Origin of the sequence: Microcystis sp. T1-4, from assembly GCF_000297435.1 — a bacterium.
Classification (GTDB): domain Bacteria; phylum Cyanobacteriota; class Cyanobacteriia; order Cyanobacteriales; family Microcystaceae; genus Microcystis.
Genome location: NZ_CAIP01000234.1, coordinates 1 through 16,367 on the forward strand (window position 1 = coordinate 1; position 16,367 = coordinate 16,367).

15 protein-coding genes are annotated in these 16,367 nt (G+C 45.4%); 3 read left to right on the plus strand and 12 right to left on the minus strand.

The window, feature by feature from the left end; all coding sequences use genetic code 11:
- Positions 1 to 153: 153 nt before the first annotated feature.
- Positions 154 to 405 carry a hypothetical protein gene (locus MICAI_RS14435; protein ID WP_008203365.1) on the minus strand — a complete coding sequence of 84 codons (252 nt, stop codon included), beginning with the start codon at positions 403 to 405 and terminating at the stop codon, positions 154 to 156.
- Between the two features lie 257 nt (positions 406 to 662).
- Here MICAI_RS14435 and MICAI_RS14440 point away from each other — a divergent pair, with 257 nt between their 5' ends.
- Positions 663 to 1,016, plus strand: a complete 354-nt coding sequence (locus MICAI_RS14440; protein WP_008203368.1) for a hypothetical protein — start codon at positions 663 to 665, stop codon at positions 1,014 to 1,016.
- Positions 1,017 to 1,070: 54 nt separating this feature from the next.
- Here MICAI_RS14440 and MICAI_RS14445 read toward each other — a convergent pair whose 3' ends face one another.
- From MICAI_RS14445 to MICAI_RS14465, 5 genes are read right to left on the minus strand one after another with little or no spacing between them, the layout of a single operon-like run.
- Entirely contained in the window at positions 1,071 to 1,841 is a 771-nt protein-coding gene (locus tag MICAI_RS14445; RefSeq protein ID WP_008203370.1) for an ABC transporter permease, read from the minus strand.
- 12 nt (positions 1,842 to 1,853) lie between these two features.
- The gene (locus MICAI_RS14450; protein ID WP_008203372.1) at positions 1,854 to 3,062 is read right to left on the minus strand and encodes an ABC transporter substrate-binding protein; all 1,209 of its coding nucleotides are present in this window, start codon (positions 3,060 to 3,062) and stop codon (positions 1,854 to 1,856) included.
- A gap of 4 nt (positions 3,063 to 3,066) precedes the next feature.
- On the minus strand, positions 3,067 to 3,849 hold the full coding sequence (locus MICAI_RS14455) for an ABC transporter ATP-binding protein (protein WP_008203373.1): 783 nt from the start codon (positions 3,847 to 3,849) through the stop codon (positions 3,067 to 3,069).
- Positions 3,846 to 4,961: an acyl-CoA dehydrogenase family protein gene (locus MICAI_RS14460; RefSeq protein ID WP_039900223.1), complete on the minus strand. Its 1,116-nt coding sequence runs from the start codon at positions 4,959 to 4,961 to the stop codon at positions 3,846 to 3,848. Before MICAI_RS14460 ends, MICAI_RS14455 begins: the two co-directional genes overlap by 4 nt.
- A 12-nt stretch (positions 4,962 to 4,973) precedes the next feature.
- Positions 4,974 to 5,504, minus strand: a complete 531-nt coding sequence (locus MICAI_RS14465; protein ID WP_008203377.1) for a DUF4242 domain-containing protein — start codon at positions 5,502 to 5,504, stop codon at positions 4,974 to 4,976.
- Between the two features lie 371 nt (positions 5,505 to 5,875).
- On the opposite strand from MICAI_RS14465, the gene MICAI_RS14470 reads away from it, so the two are divergent.
- On the plus strand, positions 5,876 to 7,243 hold the full coding sequence (locus MICAI_RS14470) for a serine/threonine-protein kinase (protein WP_008203381.1): 1,368 nt from the start codon (positions 5,876 to 5,878) through the stop codon (positions 7,241 to 7,243).
- On the opposite strand, the gene MICAI_RS14475 is transcribed toward MICAI_RS14470, so the two are convergent.
- The 5 genes from MICAI_RS14475 to MICAI_RS14495 form a co-directional block, all read right to left on the minus strand.
- The gene (locus MICAI_RS14475) at positions 7,235 to 8,674 is read right to left on the minus strand and encodes an aminotransferase class I/II-fold pyridoxal phosphate-dependent enzyme (protein WP_008203383.1); all 1,440 of its coding nucleotides are present in this window, start codon (positions 8,672 to 8,674) and stop codon (positions 7,235 to 7,237) included. The two genes, MICAI_RS14470 and MICAI_RS14475, sit on opposite strands and share 9 nt — an antisense overlap.
- Positions 8,675 to 8,769: 95 nt before the next feature.
- Positions 8,770 to 10,584, minus strand: coding sequence for an ABC transporter ATP-binding protein (locus MICAI_RS14480; RefSeq protein ID WP_039900225.1), 1,815 nt, complete (start codon positions 10,582 to 10,584; stop codon positions 8,770 to 8,772).
- Between the two features lie 40 nt (positions 10,585 to 10,624).
- Positions 10,625 to 11,701, minus strand: coding sequence for a phosphotransacetylase family protein (locus tag MICAI_RS14485; protein WP_008203388.1), 1,077 nt, complete (start codon positions 11,699 to 11,701; stop codon positions 10,625 to 10,627).
- 34 nt (positions 11,702 to 11,735) lie between these two features.
- Positions 11,736 to 12,113: a type IV pilus biogenesis protein EbsA gene (gene ebsA, locus MICAI_RS14490; RefSeq protein ID WP_008203389.1), complete on the minus strand. Its 378-nt coding sequence runs from the start codon at positions 12,111 to 12,113 to the stop codon at positions 11,736 to 11,738.
- Between the two features lie 198 nt (positions 12,114 to 12,311).
- Positions 12,312 to 13,568, minus strand: a complete 1,257-nt coding sequence (locus tag MICAI_RS14495; protein ID WP_008203391.1) for a GAF domain-containing sensor histidine kinase — start codon at positions 13,566 to 13,568, stop codon at positions 12,312 to 12,314.
- Between the two features lie 388 nt (positions 13,569 to 13,956).
- Here MICAI_RS14495 and MICAI_RS14500 point away from each other — a divergent pair, with 388 nt between their 5' ends.
- Positions 13,957 to 14,271 (plus strand): DUF3155 domain-containing protein, encoded by a 315-nt coding sequence (locus MICAI_RS14500; protein ID WP_004268081.1) that lies wholly within the window; start codon positions 13,957 to 13,959, stop codon positions 14,269 to 14,271.
- A 116-nt stretch (positions 14,272 to 14,387) separates the two neighbouring features.
- Here MICAI_RS14500 and MICAI_RS14505 read toward each other — a convergent pair whose 3' ends face one another.
- Positions 14,388 to 15,857 (minus strand): S8 family serine peptidase, encoded by a 1,470-nt coding sequence (locus MICAI_RS14505; RefSeq protein ID WP_008203394.1) that lies wholly within the window; start codon positions 15,855 to 15,857, stop codon positions 14,388 to 14,390.
- Between the last annotated feature and the right edge of the window lie 510 nt (positions 15,858 to 16,367).

The following is a 16,367-nucleotide window of genomic DNA, read 5'->3' on the forward strand; positions in this document are numbered from 1 at the left end:
TGGGGGTCTTCTTTTAAAGGTTTTTTATAAATTGATTCCTGAGAATATATTAGCAGGTTTCTTCCTTTGGTTTTGTCCTTATACTTAATAATTTTAGGTTTTCCTAAAAATTTTTCAGGGTGTTTTTTCCAAGCTCTAAAAGCGGCAAAATAACTAATCCAAGCCTGATCTAATCTTCTGATTATCTGCGTGCTTCGGTTTCGTGGGTAAAGCTAAATAATCTGAGGTTTTAGATACCAGATGATAGAGTTGATTAAAACTCAGTTTTTGGGAGTTTTCAAAGAAATATTGGCGATAATGGTAGTTAGCTAGATTGAACAAATTTTTTGACAAGAAGGCATAATGGTCGATTTCTGACCATAAGGGATGGTTTTGACTGATAATATGACGTTCAACTAGCTTCATATCTTGATTATACCTGATAACGTTCTTAAAATCTATCGGTGGCCAAAGTTACTTATTTTAGCTATCTAGCTACAGAAATGAGTAGCTTTAAAAAGCTTTAGGTAGGTTTTTGGTTTCTGTGGTTAACCCCGATCCTCGTTTTAGCTCCCTCTCGAAAATCTATTGCACCACAGCCTTTAGTCACCTTCATCCCGATCATGTAAATTTTCCGCTACAATCGAGAGTACTAAGACTCAGGCAATTGTAAAGTAATATTAATGATAGATTTTAATACCCTCGCTGAATTTTCCCGCAACTATTGCGTCTCGATTTGTGCCTTTTTAGTACCCGCTAACTTAGTAACCACCCTTTTAACCGTTCTTTTTCTCTATTTCGGTCGTCCTACCCGTCAAATCTTCCCCATTGCTTCCCTAGCTTTGTTGTTCGCTGTCACCATGTTTCTCCACGTCGCCACCTGGTTGATGATTGGTGTGGTTATGGCCCCCACTTTTATCCTCTTTGGACTGGGTTTAACCTGTTTTGTGATCAATCTTCAAGCCATCAGCGATCGCCAAAGTTTGGAACAGTTATTACATACTGGGGTTAGTCGTCTGGCCCGCTCTTTCAACTAAGGAAAAGCGCCAAGACTTCCCCCTTCCCACTTCCCCCATAGTCGAACCAATAGGCTAATCTTGATGCGTCCAAGAGCGATGAGCCAGACGCAAACCCCAATCGAGCAGATAACCAATTGCGCCAATAACGAGAATCACCGCCATCAACTCTGAATAAGCGAGTCGATCGCGTGTATCGAGAATATAATAACCCAAACCCGCACTAACCCCCAGCATTTCCGCCGGGACAAGAACGATCCAGATAATACCTATAGCCAAACGGAAACCAGTTAGGAGATGGGAGAGGATCGCAGGCAGAATAATCTGGAAAACCGTTTCCCCTCGGGTAGCACAGAGACTGCGGGCTAAAGTCAACCAAGAGCGATCAACCGCATTAACCCCGGCAGCCGTATTGAGAAGGATCGGCCAGATAGCCGCCACCGTCAGCAAAAAATACACCGGTAGATCACCAATTCCCAAAACCATCACCGCTAAAGGCATCCAAGAAAGGGGCGAGATCATGCGTAGAAATTGAAATACAGCCGACAAAGCCGATTCAAGGGAGCGATACAACCCGATTAATACCCCCAACGGCACACCGATGGCACTAGCGAGAACCAAGCCCACAATAACCCGGCGGCAACTGGTGAGGATATGGGGCATAATCTCCCCCCCAACAAAAAGCTGTAATAAAGCGACAAAAGATCGCTCAGGGGAAAAATCATTTAAAATCGGGTTTGAGTGCCATAGAGGACTGGTAAATAGCCACCAGAGCAATAATCCAAAACCGATACCCCATAAGGGTAGTAAAGCTCTTGGCGGGGAGGTCAAAGATTGTGACTTCATAGGTTCAGACCTTTAAAATTTGATCGTCTCGATGCGGGAGAGATTATTCGGTAAGCCGAAAGCTTTCGGTCCGCCCACCTGTTGCAAGGCATTACGGACAAAAGAGTCATCCACGAGATCCCGGGCCACCTGTCGGGGTTGCAGTTTTTGGAGAAAATCCGTATTTCCTTCCACCTGAGTGGTTTTGAGCAAGCGTACCAGTTCCTCGGTATAGGAAGGGAAAGGATAGGGCTGGAAATCGATCCGGTTGACTTGCCAGTCTGGATTCTGGATCGCCCCGTCTTTTTTATAGAAATTGCGATCGTAGTAAGTAAGCGCCCGTTGCAATACCGGCAGCGGGTGAGGCGTATATTTTCCACCATCTTTAGAGAGAATCCGGGCCACTTCCGAGCGATTGCTCCGGGACCAGAGTTGGGCTTTAACGAGGGCGTTTACCACCCTCTGCGTCCATTGTTTCCGTTGCCTAATATCCTCCTCGTGAACAAAGACAACGCAACAGGCGTGATTCTTCCAGACATCGCCGGTGAAACGGAGAACCCTACCGGTTTTGAGATTTTCCGCCGCCGCGTTGAAAGGTTCAGCAACGATATAACCGCCGATGCTCTTATTGGCGAGGGCTGATACCATATCCGGGGGCGGGAGAACCACTAGATTAACCTCGTTAGAAGCGATCGGCGCGTCCTTGGCTTTGCGAACTATTTTCAGCCCGTTACGTTGTAAGAGTTGTTGCAAGACCAAATTATGAATCGAATACCAGAAAGGAACCGCGATCGTTTTACCTCCCAATTCCCTGGGATTTTCAATATCGGGAAGGACGGTGAGGGCTGAACCATTGGTATGGTTCCAAGCGACGATTTTAGCGGGGAAATTGCGCCCGTAACGAATCCAGATCGAGGTGGGAAAAAGAACGTGAATAACGTTCACCTGCCGAGCGAGAAAGGCCTCAACAATCTGCGCCCAAGAGCGGAATAGGCGCGGTTGTTCGGCAGTTAAACCTTCCGCTTGATAAAGTTTTCGCGAGTGGGCCACCAATAGGGGGGCGGCATCCGTAATCGGTAGATAACCGATTTTCACAGGCTGATCTTTGGCATTGGCGTGAACGGGGAGATTCCAATTATCGGCGGCGATCGCTGCCCCGAAGGAACTGGTAAACAGTGCCGAAAGTTTCAGGAAATCTCGACGGCTCATGCCGCAACAAGCACAATTATCGTGTAGGTTCATAGATTTACAGTGTCATGACAAGGGCTAATTCTTGAAAAATTGACAGGCGTAGATCACTCAAAAGCTTGGCTGACTCGAAACGGGGTTTCGCCATCGAGATGGTCCATTCTCGGCGGATGCCCACCGGATGACGGCCCATGAGAAGAACTCGATCGGCCACTAACAGGGCCTCGTCGATGTCGTGGGTAACGAGGAGAACCGTGCTGTTATAGAGAGCTATGACTTCTAGGAGGAGTTTTTGCATCTCGAAACGGGTGATCGCGTCGAGGGCGCTAAACGGCTCATCCAGGAGCAGGAGAGAGGGGCGGCGGGCGAGGACGCGGGCTAGAGAAACTCTCTGAGCCATACCGCCGGATAGTTGATGAGGATAGGCACGCTCGAAGCCCTCTAGTTTGACGCTTTTAACGGCGGTGTGAACCCTTTCGCGTAATTGCTGATGATCGAGGCGGGGCATCCGCTTTAATTTCAAACCAAAAGCCACGTTTTGCCAAACGGTTAACCAAGGTAAAAGGGCGGGGGATTGAAAGACGATCGAGCTGCGGATGTCTGGGGCTTGTAGGGGTCGTGAGTGCAATTGTATTTCTCCGCCATCGGCACTTTGCAAACCAGCGGCGGTAGCAAGGAGGGTAGATTTACCGCAACCACTGGCCCCAAGCAAACAAACCACCTCACCGGAGCGCACCTGTAGGTTAATATCCTCAAAAACGGTACGGTAGCCATGGCGGGTTTTATAGCGTTTATGGAGATTTTTTAGGCTGAGGACGGGGTAATCAGTGGCGATACTCATTCCCTCACCCCCGCTCGCTCGAGTTCGCCAGGGAGAATTTTATCGGTAGAGGACTGACGTTGTAACTCTCTTTCCAGTTGAATCAGGCTCGGAGTTAACACCGGTAAAAAGGCGACCTCGCGCAGCCGTCGGGCCGTGTCGCTATTCCGGAAATAGCCTTTTCCTCCCTTAATTTCCGCTTCTAACCATACGGATTCCACCGCTAACCGGGTAATGTCCACTCTGAGGGTGAATAGTTGGCGTGTTCGTCCGAGATCGAAGCTTTCTAGGGTGCTGAATTGCTCGATTGTCTTTTCTAGACGAGTCAGACGCTCCCGGGCGCAGAAATAACGATCGCTGGCTACCGCTGCCTTTCCCCCTAAACTTTTCTCTGTCTCCCCAAGGGATTTACGCGTAATGCCAAGGGCCAGTCCGCATTGTAACAGCAAGAAACAGGGGCGGACTGAGGGTAAAAATTTTGCTGCTTCCAAGCTGATAATCCAGTCGTGAGATAACTGAACTCGCTCGAATTCAAGGGTACTGGTGCGGGAAGCTTGTAAACCCAATAATTGTAGGTCTTCACCCCGTTTTAACCCCTCTGCGAAGGAGGGAAGGGCGAGGATAAGAGTTTGTCCAGATCTAGTTTGAGCGGCAACGGCTACTATAAATTCTCCGTTGGAGTCGAGGTTAGAGGCCCAGGGCAGGAAGCCATTAACAGTGACGTTTTCTCCTTCGATCTTTGCCTGTAAACGCAGCTCCTCGATCCCGCCGAGGTACTTCATGGCGTTGGAGAGTCCTGTCGCTCCGGCTATCTCTCCCTTGAGAACAGCAGGTAGAATTTTGTTTTGTAGGTAAGTGTTATTACTGGCGGCCAGATATTGGATGAAGACGCGCTGACACCAGAAAACAAAACCGGTGGTCAGGCAGCATTGGGACACAGCGGAGATCGCCTCTACTGCCTGTAGTAAGGAGCCACCCCGGCCTCCTAAGCTTTCAGGTATAGCATAGCCGAACCAGCCCGATTCTCCTAGCTTGGTTAGGGCCCAACCGACGTTGAGATTAGCTGTACCGTTGTTGAGGTCAGTGGCTCTTTCTTCCAGAAAAGAACTGATTTCGGAGCCTCGATCTAGCATCATTGTTCTCTCCTAGGGGTGAATATTTTCAATCGAGGTCAAACTATCTATAGGTGCGCCGACCACTTCTCTGGCTCTTTTTACCGCCGCTTCATCGGGACTATCGTAGAAACAGAGACATTTACTCAAGTCTTCGCAAACATAGGTACGCTCGAAACTGACTTCAGGCACTTGAGCATAAAGGGGGGTTTTCTCCGCTTTTCGTTGCAGGTAAGTTTCCATGGTTAGCCCCGGGGGTAAATTCCACTGTACTAGATAGTTGGCTTTGTCTTTGCGCTCTCGCACAGTGGCTAAGTCCTGCCCAATCAAGCGCATTTCCTTGATTAGTTGCCAACCTAGCCCAGCGTTTTCTAGTACTTGTTCGAGGGAGGCGCGATCAATCGCTTTGATAATCAGGAATAACCGCCCCTCTGTTTCACCGATTAGGGCTTCGATTAACTCTCCCTGGGATTTTGATGCCAGTGTGGCAATGCGCTCCAATATCTCGCTCACCTCTTCTTTTGTCCTTTCTTGTTGATCATCCTCTACTAGATATAGAGTCATAATTCATCTGAAATACATTTACAATACATTTGAGTTTACTGTCTTTGGGAAAAAAAAGCAATATTTTCAAGAGCCTGAAAACGAGGTGACACGGGAGTGGATGGTTCAAGACCGTTTCGCTCAAGTCGTGGCCAGAACCCTGGCCTTGGCTGATATGCGTGACCCGATTTTTTCGATAATCGCCCTTATCTGGCTGGATTTTTTTCAGCCAAAGACTTGACAAACTCAAAAATTTTTGCTAACCTTGTAGTATAGTGGGAATCCGTGTCCGCCTACGAACTCTCTTTTTAACTCTTTCTCAAGAATAAAAATTTTAACCCGAATTGCCGGTACTAGCTAAACTAAGAGCAGTACCACGGGAAACGGTGACTATGGAAGTTATTTGTACGCGTCCCCACTGTCCGAGACCGCGTAATCAGTGCCTAGACCTAGACGATAGCAATCTTTTAACCTCGATCGAGCAGAAATATTGTACTGCTTGCGGGATGCCATTAATTTTAGGGGGACGTTATTTGCCGGAACGTCTATTGGGAAAAGGAGGATTTGGGGCGGCATTTTTAGCAGTAGATCGTTATAGTCCCAAAAAAGCTAAATGTGTAATCAAACAATTTCAACCTTCCGGTAATTTAAGTCCGCAAGCTTTAGAAAAAGCGAAAAACTTATTTTTTCAAGAAGCGCGGGTTTTAGAAGATTTAGGAAGAGAACATCCCCAAATCCCCGATCTCTATGCTTTTTTCCCTTTAAAAGTCAAGAATCAATTAACGGGAGAAGAAGAGCAATTTTTCTATCTGGCCCAGGAATATATCGACGGTAAAAACCTAGAAGAAATTCTCCAACAGCAACAAAAACCCTTTCAAGAAAGTGAAGTTAAAAACCTTCTCCAAGAATTACTTATTATCCTCAAATTTATCCATGAAAATGGTTCCATTCACCGGGATATAAAACCATCTAACATCATGCGAGCCAAAAATGGTCGCCTCTATTTACTCGATTTTGGGGCAGTAAAACAGGCTACCAATAATCCCAATAATACACAAGAGAAATCCACAACAATTTACTCAGCCGGATTTGCTCCTCCCGAACAACAATTAGGCAATCAGGTATCGGCAGCCACGGATTTATATGCCCTAGCAGCTACCTGTGTTATGCTCTTAACTAATCGCGATCCTGATGATCTATACGATCCGCAAAAACAGGTCTGGAATTGGCAAAATTATGTCCCCAAAATCAGTGCAGATTTAGCAAGGGTATTCAATAAAATGTTACTAGCAAATCCGCGAGATCGATTTCAATCCTGTGAAGAAGTTTTAACCACTTTAAATCCACCTTCTCCATCTCCTCCAGCTTCCCCGATTCCTCCATCTCCTCCAGCTTCTCCAGTGATGAGAAAAAGTTCCCGCTTTTCTCTTGGGGAAACTTTCACTAATGCTGCCTTTACAGGGTTTGAGGGGACATTATTGGTAATTGCCTTAAATAGTTTAGTCCCCTCGGCAGGAATTGTCATCGCCTTTATCATCTTAGGTGGCTTAGTTTGGGCATTATTTAAAAAAGTGATTGAAGGGAGAGATTTACCGATTCTAGCAGCAATTACCCTCACCTTCATCTTCTTTCTTTCGCAACTGCAAGGAAGCCTAAATTTTCCTGAAATTGCTATCATTGCCGTGATGGCAGCCATCGGAGCCATTGCTATTACTGCCCTTTTCCGGTTAATATATCAGATAATTTTGCGATTATTTTAAAACCCTGAAAGTTTCAAAATTATCATCACCACCGCCGGTAATCGTGCCACCGAGGTCTAAAATAGTTTGCAGATAGTCGAGGATTTCCTGAGAAATTAACTCTCCCGGCATCAAAACGGGAATACCGGGGGGATAGGGACAGATAACATCAGCACTAAGACGATCGAGGGCATTTTTCCGGGATACTATCTCTGTAGGGGCAAAAAAAGCCTTTCTAGGAGAAATAGCCGAATTTGCCGTGACTGGAGGAGGAGTGGGGGGTAAACTGGTAGAGGAAGGGGATTGAAGGCATTGAAAAGCAGTAATTAGGCGATTAATGTGTTCGCGATGATTGCCGATGGAGATAATAAAAGTAAGTTGGCTTAAAGTCGGTAATTCCGCCGTGACAGCGTATTTTTCTCGCAAAATATCGTCTATTTCGTAACCAGTTAAGCCAAAATCTTTGACAATTACCGTTAAACGAGTGCGATCAAACCAGTGACAACCCGGGATAGAATGGGGAAAGTCTAAAACAGAGATATTAGGGATTTTATCGAGTTCTTTTCGGGCAGTAGCGGCTAAATCGAGGGTTTTGGTCAGTAAATCTAGGCCTTGCGTCGCCATTTGCTTTCTAGCACTATCAAGGGAGGCGAGAAGCAAATAACTAGGGCTAGTGGTTTGAACTAATTGTAAGGCTCGATCGACTTTTTCGGAACTAATGCGATCGCTTTTTAAGTGTAACATCGATGCTTGAGTTAAGGCCCCTAAAACCTTATGGGTGGACTGAATAGCCATATCGGCGCCGAGAGAGAGGGCAGCCGGAGGTAAATCGGGATGAAAGGCAAAATGGGACCCGTGAGCCTCATCAACGAGCAGCGGGATAGAATAATGATTGGTAATCTGGGCGATAGTTTCTAAGTCACAGCAAACCCCTTGATAGGTGGGAGAGACTACCATTACCGCTTTGGCATCGGGATGGAGTTTGAGGGCATTTGCGAGGGATTGGGGGGTTATATTTAAATTTAGATCGATAGTGGGATTATATTCGGGATTGATAAAGATGGGCTGCGCTCCGGAGAGAATTAAGCCAGAAATTGCCGATTTATGAATATTTCTCGCTAAAATAATTTTATCTCCCTCGCCGCAAGTGGCTAAAATCGCCGCAATAATGCCACAACTGGAGCCATTGACCAAAAACCAGCTTTTATCTGCTCCAAATGTCTCGGCTGCTAAAATTTGCGCTTCTTTAATCACTCCCGTCGGAGCAAACAAATTATCAAGGTCGGGTAATTCGGGTAAATCGGCTTTAAAGACGCTTTTTCCCAGTAAATTACTTAAATCTTCCCCGATTCCTTCCCCCTGCTTATGCCCTGGCGCATAAAATGGTACATCTAAACTATTGACTTTTTTTTGCAGTTGTGCTACCAACGGAGCGGATTCTGGCGAAGGCATTGTGGGAATTATGAATTATGAATTATGAATTATGAAGTGGGAAGAATAAATAAAAATAATCTCCTGTCTCGGAGTCTCCTGAATTCTGATCACTGTTAACTATCTGTGCCTAACATTTGCAGTTTATATAAACTAGCGTAGAGGCCGTCTTTGGTTAATAAATCTTCATGGGTTCCCGATTCGACTAATTCCCCGCGTTTCAGCACAAGAATTCGATCGACATCGCGAATAGTGGAGAGACGATGGGCGATAATAATAGCGGTACGATCGACTAAAATCTGTTCTAAAGCTTCTTGAATTAATACTTCTGTCCCCACGTCTAAACTAGCGGTAGCTTCATCTAAAACTAAAATTTCGGGGTTACGAATAGCGACTCTCGCAAAAGCGAGTAATTGTTTTTGTCCTCCCGACAAATTTGCGCCCCGTTCTCGTAAAAGGGTATGATAACCATTGGGTAACTCCTCGATAAAGTGAGCGATATTAGTTGATTTAGCCGCTGCCTTAACTTGCTCAAAATCATAATTTTCCCCTAGGGTAATATTGCGAGTCACATCTCCGGCAAAGAGAAAAGTTTCTTGGAGAATGACACCGATATAACGTCTTAATTCTGCTTGGGGAAGATAACGGATATCGATACCATCCACTAGAATTCTGCCCTTACTTGGTTCATAGAGACGACAGAGAAGACGAATAATCGAACTTTTTCCTGCACCGGTGGGACCGACTAAGGCGACTTTTTCCCCCGGATGAATGGTAAAATTGAGACCTTTGATAATATATTCATCCGGTTTATAACCAAACCAAACATTTTCAAAAATAATCTCACCAGTCTGACGTTTTTCTAGGAAGGAAATCTCCTGATAATTTTTATAATCTTTGATTTCAATGGGAATACTAATTAATTCACCAATGCGTTCAATAGCAGTAAAACCCGCTTGAAACATGGTAAATTTTTCCGCAAACTGACGCAGGGGATTAAAGAGACGCTGGGAGAATAAAATAAAAGCTGATAAAACCCCAAAATCAATGGTTTTCTGGAGAATAAAAATACCGCCTAACCATAATACTCCTGCCACGGCAATTAATCCGATCCATTCCAAAGTAGCTGAGACGGCCGAATCATAAAAAATTGTTTTATCTAGGGATTGCCGATAGTGAGTATTGGTAGAGCGAAATATTTCAGCATTAAAGCGTTCCCGGCGAAATAATTGAACAATATTAACTCCGACTACATTTTCCTGTAATTGGGCATTAAGTTTTGATAATTGCTCGCGTACTTGATAGTTAGCACTGCGGTATTGTTTTTGAAAAAAGATAATTAGAGCGGTGACGGGAAATAACATCAACACCAACAATAGAGCTAATTGCCATTGCAGGGTAAACATGGTGATGATGATAACTAAAATATAGACTAAATCACTGACAACTCCGATCGCACCACTGGCAAAAACTTCTCCTAATGCTTCCACATCGCTGGTTAAACGGGTGACTAAACGTCCCACGGGAGAGCGATCAAAAAAACTAGAGGAAAGGGAAGTAACATGGCTAAATAAATCTTCCCGGACATTAGCGGTAATTGACTGACCGACTTTCTGCACCAGATAACCTTGTATTGTCCCTAAAATCAGCCGTAAAGTAATCGCAGCCGAGAGGATAATAATTAGGGTATTAATGGCTGCGGTTAAGGGCATTTGAGCCAAAAAATTCCAAGTTTGTTCCTTTTGCAAAAGGGAGACCGCTTGACCGATAATTAAGGGTTGAATCGCCCCCGTGAGAGATAGGGGAAAAAGAAGTATTAATGACCAAAATAGCAGAGCTTTTTGCTTTTTTGCGTAGGGAAGTAGTTTCAATAATAATCTCCAGTCATTTTCTTTGACCGGAGGGGACACAGGCGGGGATGATGGAGTCATGAAGGGATTTCCCATGAAATTCTCGGCAGCCGGGGAGAAATTACGCCCCTATTGTTAACTTTTCTAACAGGCGATCAATCTGGAAATGTTCCTCCATTAATTCTCGAATACAAGCGACCTTTACCTGTTCCTGTAAGCGAATCTTCCCGAAGGCCCGATCGACGATTTCCACGGTGGTGAGAGTATCTAAATTTACCGAGAGAATCGGTACTTCTAAATCCTCGGCCCGGCCTAGAATCAGGGGATCCGGAGAGATGGAACCGGTTAAGATTAAACAGGTGGTAGAAGTTTCTAGGGCAGCTAACTGTAGATCTGTGCGATCGCCGCCCGTAATCACGGCCATATTTTCCCCCTTACGAAAATATTCTAAAGCGGCGTTGACATTCATTGCCCCGATCGCTAGACTTTCTACCATCCAATCTAAACGATCGGGCCGACATAATACTTTAGCCCCCAAAAGATGGACAATTTCCCGAACACTAATACTACGCATTAGTTTACTAGCGGGTAACAGTCCTAAAACCTCCACACCTTGGCTGATCAGATAGGGTTTCAGGAGAGATTGTACTTCCTCCCAATCATCCGCAGGGATATCACTAATGACCACCCCCAGCAGCCGATTATTTAATTCCTCTCTTGCTTTCAGCAGACTCTCGGCCATCAGGGGAGAACTATAGCGAGCCACCAATAGGATCGGAGTCTGGAGAATTTTGGCCATCTCCCCCATGGATAACTGAAAAATACTGCCTTCCCAGAGAGTCCCTGGCCCTTCGAGGAGGGTAATATCACTGTTAACTCGATCGAGATAGCCGGCAAGAACATTGCCGTAGTCCTGTTTATCTGCACCCTGTAGGCGTTTAGCAACGGAATCCACATCTGTGTAAATCACCGGTAAACGCAGCTGTTCGGGGGATAATTCTAGTAATTGCCGAATAAATTCTACATCCTCATCGACCAATTGCCCATCGACGTAGCCCGGACAATTGCCCACTGGTTTGCCATAACTTATCTCTAGTCCTTTTTGTCGCAAGAGATGCGCTAAACCGACGACAGTTCCCGATTTACCACTGAGGGGTTCCAGGGAAGAGATAAGTATAGATTTGGCTGATTTCGCCACGATTTGCTCCTTTTAACCCGTAAAATCCCGACTTTTATTCCTCAAATCGCAGGAGTTTCCGATAAAATCCCTGCGAAAAGTCGGCCGAACCTAGCTGCTTAAAGGTTTTAATCGCATCGATCAGATATTCCACCAACTCGGCGTTAATAATTGTCATCTCATAGCTTAGGTCGGCCTGTCCTTCAAATTGTAAACGACAACGGGTCAATTCCGAGGGCAATTTTGATACATACCAAGAGGCCACAAAGGGAATCCCTTGACCGCTTTCTATGTGACGACGACCTTCTAAAGAGCCAGCTTGATACAAAGCGATCGCATAGGGCAGGATACTATGTTTGTCCTTGGCATAGTAGGGCATATATACTACCACATCAGCCTTATTAGCGGGTTCTAATTGTTCGATAGTTGGCATAATTTAAGTAATAGGACAAAATTAACTTCTTGGTTAGGATCGGCACTCATGCAAGGGGCAAAAGGCAAGAGGTAGTTAGATGTGTGTAATTAATTGTCTCTAGCTACGTTACCAGTAACACTGATATTTTCCATCTATTTTAACCGATCGCCCCCGGAATCTCCCGAGCGGGAACATAGGCAAAATTTACGGGCCAGATCACCCCTCTATACTGAGGTTATCATTGGCCATAACCGGCAGACGAACCCGAAAAACCGTCCCGGGGTAGGGAGAACTTGTTGGCTCGGGATTGGGACTGATAAATTCAATCGTCCCCCCCATGCCAGTCATTAATTCTTTGGCGATCGCTAAACCCAACCCCGTACCGGGTATATCTCCCCCCGCTTGCACTCCCCGGTAGTGACGTTGAAAAATTCTTTCTTGATCGCTCCTCGGAATACCATAACCCGTGTCTTTAAAAACAATTTCTACACTATTCTTAACATTTTTGACCTCGACGGTGACTTTTCCGCCGGCAGGAGTATATTTGAGGGCATTATCAATTAAATTGCTGAATACTTCCCGCAAACTGGGGATATTGGCACGAATAAGTGGTATATCTTCCCCGTGAATCCTTTCTAGACTGAGATTTCTCTCTTTAGCTACGGCCTGGGCCGAAAGGAGCAACGGATCGAGAAGCTCATGGAGATCGATCGGAGTTAGCTGAGTGCTGCCAGCAGGCAAGAGAAAGGTGGTGGGGGAAGATTGCGCTTGCAGGAGAGGAATATCGACGGTGGGGTAATTTTCGCTTTCTTGCTGAATTTGGGCCTCAAATCCGGCGATTAAGTCCCGAACTCGATCGCTTTCCCTCAGCATACCGGTAATGGCGGGATCGTTACCTTCTTCGGCCAAAAGCCTTTTGAGCAGAAGTTTACCAAAGGTTTTTAAAGCGGTGAGGGGATTGCGGATTTGATGGAGAAAGGTATCGAGGCGCTGACGTTGCCATTGTCGATAATAACGTTCTTCTCCTAATTGGCGATCGAGTACACAGGCTAAAGCGAGGGTTTGGGTGATTTTTTCCATCCGGGTTAATTCCCAACTTTGCCAAGGTCGTTTTTCTCTGGTTGTCACCAATAATCCGATCATGCCCTCTTCATACATTAAGGGTAAAAACAAGCGATGACCGCTGACGGTCTCCTGATTACTCCAGAGGTGGGATAAATCTTCTAACTTAACCGCAGTTAACAGGTCTGCCGCCGATGGGCCTGGTTGCAAGGAAAGCCGCTTTTTTTGGGGAGAAGGGGAATTAAAAGGCGGATAAACAACAACTGGGATTAAATTACTCGATAAAGGTTCAGTTAAATAAACCGCACTTCTGTCTGCTTCCATTTGCTCCCGCAAAAGTTCCATCTGTGCCTGACAGAGGGCAATAAAATCATCACTCAGGGGAGTCCGGGAGGGGGAGGAGAAGGGCATACTAAGAAAGTAAAAAGTAAAAAATCAGAAAACCTTGATCAAGCTAGGGTTGCGAGTTTTATTTCCCAGTTGACAGGGGAGACAATGGCCATCCTCTTGGGTGGGGTGCAGCCAGTAAAAAGCAATTAGGGCAAGGGTTTGATCACTATTTTAGGGGTGGCTCAGGGTATATATTAAAAAAAGTTTAAGAATAATAAGTTTTGTATCGGGATTGGGGGCAGTGTTTTTGTGACACAAACTTAAACACAGTCCCAGTCTAGCTTCTAGTCAAACTTGTTTGTAATTGGGTTTGTGAGAGACACTTGATTTCTCGGTCTAGAACGGATATAATCGCTACGGCTTTTGTAACTATCATTACAACGATTAGCCAAAACAGGAGGTAATTGGGTTGGCCAGAAAACGGAAACGTAAAAGTCGCCGTCGTCAAGAAGGACGTAAGATACTTGAACTTGTACCCCAGTATAGTATTGAAAGTGGCGAAGATAAACCCGTAACTGCGGCGCGTAAGTATATTCAAGCTATAGGCATTAGCCCACCAGCTTTATTGATTGTTAAGCGTAACGAGCATACAACCGATCGCTATTTCTGGGCTGAAAAAGGACTGTTTGGAGCGCAATATGTGGAGGAAAACCACTTCCTCTTCCCAAGTTTGCGCGACCTGCAGCCCCAGCCCGTCAAAGCACCGGTAGCAGTTGCCAAATAATTCACAGGACTATTAATAGTATCATGGAAAGTGAACTCGTTTACAGAAAAGTAAACGAGTTTTTTTTTGTCTGAGAGCCAAGAATCAGCTATCTGAGGCCAAAAAACAGCCAAGTTTTAGGCGACATTACCTGCTGTGGCAGTAATAATTTGACGTACTTGAGCATCGGTCAGATTCGGATTGGCACTCAACATTAAGGTCACCACTCCGGCCACATGGGGTGCTGCCATGGAGGTTCCACTCAAGAAACCATAGCCACCATTAGGGAGAGTAGAATACACTTGTACGCCTGGAGCGGTGACATAGCTCATCGAAGAATTGGAGCCAGCACGATTGGAGAAGGAAGCCATCTGGTTAGAACTATTAACGGCACCTACGGCAAGACCCCAAGAGGTGGCACTGGAAGCGGGATAACTGGGTTGAGCTGCCCCCGAATTACCGGCGGCCATAACCACGATAACACCGCGACTGCTGGCATACTGGAGGGCTGCTTGAATCTGACTGTTAGTGCTACCACCGCCCAAACTCATATTAATCACATCAGCACCGTTGTCCACGGCGTAGCGAATTCCTTGGGCAACGCCACTAGAGCTGCCACTACCGGAATCGCTCAAAACTTTCACCGGCATAATTTTGGCATTGTGGGCCACACCAGTGACCCCGAAACCATTATTACGAGCAGCAATGGTTCCCGCCACATGAGTACCATGGCGGTTGCCATCTAAAGTATTATTATTGCCATTGGCAAAGTTCCAGCCATAAACGTCATCAACGTAACCGTTGCCATCGTTATCAAGACCATCATTGGCAATTTCGCCCGCATTCGTCCAAATATTGGCCGCTAAGTCGGCATGATTGCGGTCAACTCCTGTATCTAGTACAGCAACGACGATTCCCTGTCCTGTATAACCTCTTGCCCAAGCTTCGGGTGCATTAACTAAGTTAACCCCCCAGTCATTAGCACCACCAAAAGTGGGAACATTGGCAAAAGGACTTTCATTCAAGGCTCCAGCGACGGCTCTCGCAGCATTAACTAAACCGTATCCTGAAGTGGCACTATATCCGGGTACAACTGGGGCTGTGGTCGCAGACAGGGTTAAGTTATAGTTGGTGCTGCCACTGTGGGGATAAACCCGGATATAGTAAGTACCCCCATTCAGCTGACGAGTAATACTCTCACTGCTGTTACCGCGATTAGTGGAGCTAGTAATCACACCGCCACTACTATTTAACAAGGACACATCGGCATCGGCACTTAATCCCGTTAAATTGAGGCTAAAGTTGCTACTGGTTCCTAAACTAAAATGATAATAATCATTGGTGTCTGCAGAACCAGCGAAATCACTGTAGCTGGTGGCAGTTGCTCCAATGGTGATATCACAGGCCATTTCTAAGGTATTGCCGGCGTTATCTAAGGCAGTAAGATTAAGGCTCGCTACTTCTTCTTTGAAAAGAGATGTGGCTCGATTAGTGGCTATGCTGGGAAAAATTGATGACTTATTCCCCGCTAGGAATTTCTGAAAATCTGAGGAATCTAGACTATCTATACAGTTATAGAGGTCGTTGGCGGTAAAGTTATCTATCATGGTGTTCTGGTCGTTTTTTAATGGTTAAATGGTGGCGAGAACCATCAAGAAGCTCTGATCAGACAGACAACATTTGTCAGCTTTTGGGTAAGTCTCCAAAAAAGTAGGCCAATTCACATCTGAATTGCATTACTGTCCGATCCTAGTTTGCACGCCAATTCAAATCTGAATTCCATCACCTTCTGATCTTATTCCCCAGAATACCTTGAATGAGGTTCGATAGTCAAGACGGTTTCGGGGAATTATGAATTAGGAATTAGGAATTAGGAATTATGAATTATGAATTATGAATTATGAATTATGAATTATGAATTAGGAATTAGGAATTATGAATTAGGAATTAGGAATTAGGAATTAGGAATTATGAATTATGAATTATGAATTATGAATTATGAATTATGAATTATCAAGTGGGGAGAAGGGGTGATGGGAGAGGGAATGATGAATTAAGTAGGTAGGCGTTAAAAATTATCAGATCCACCCGCCTATCGGCACCCCCCTTATCAAGGG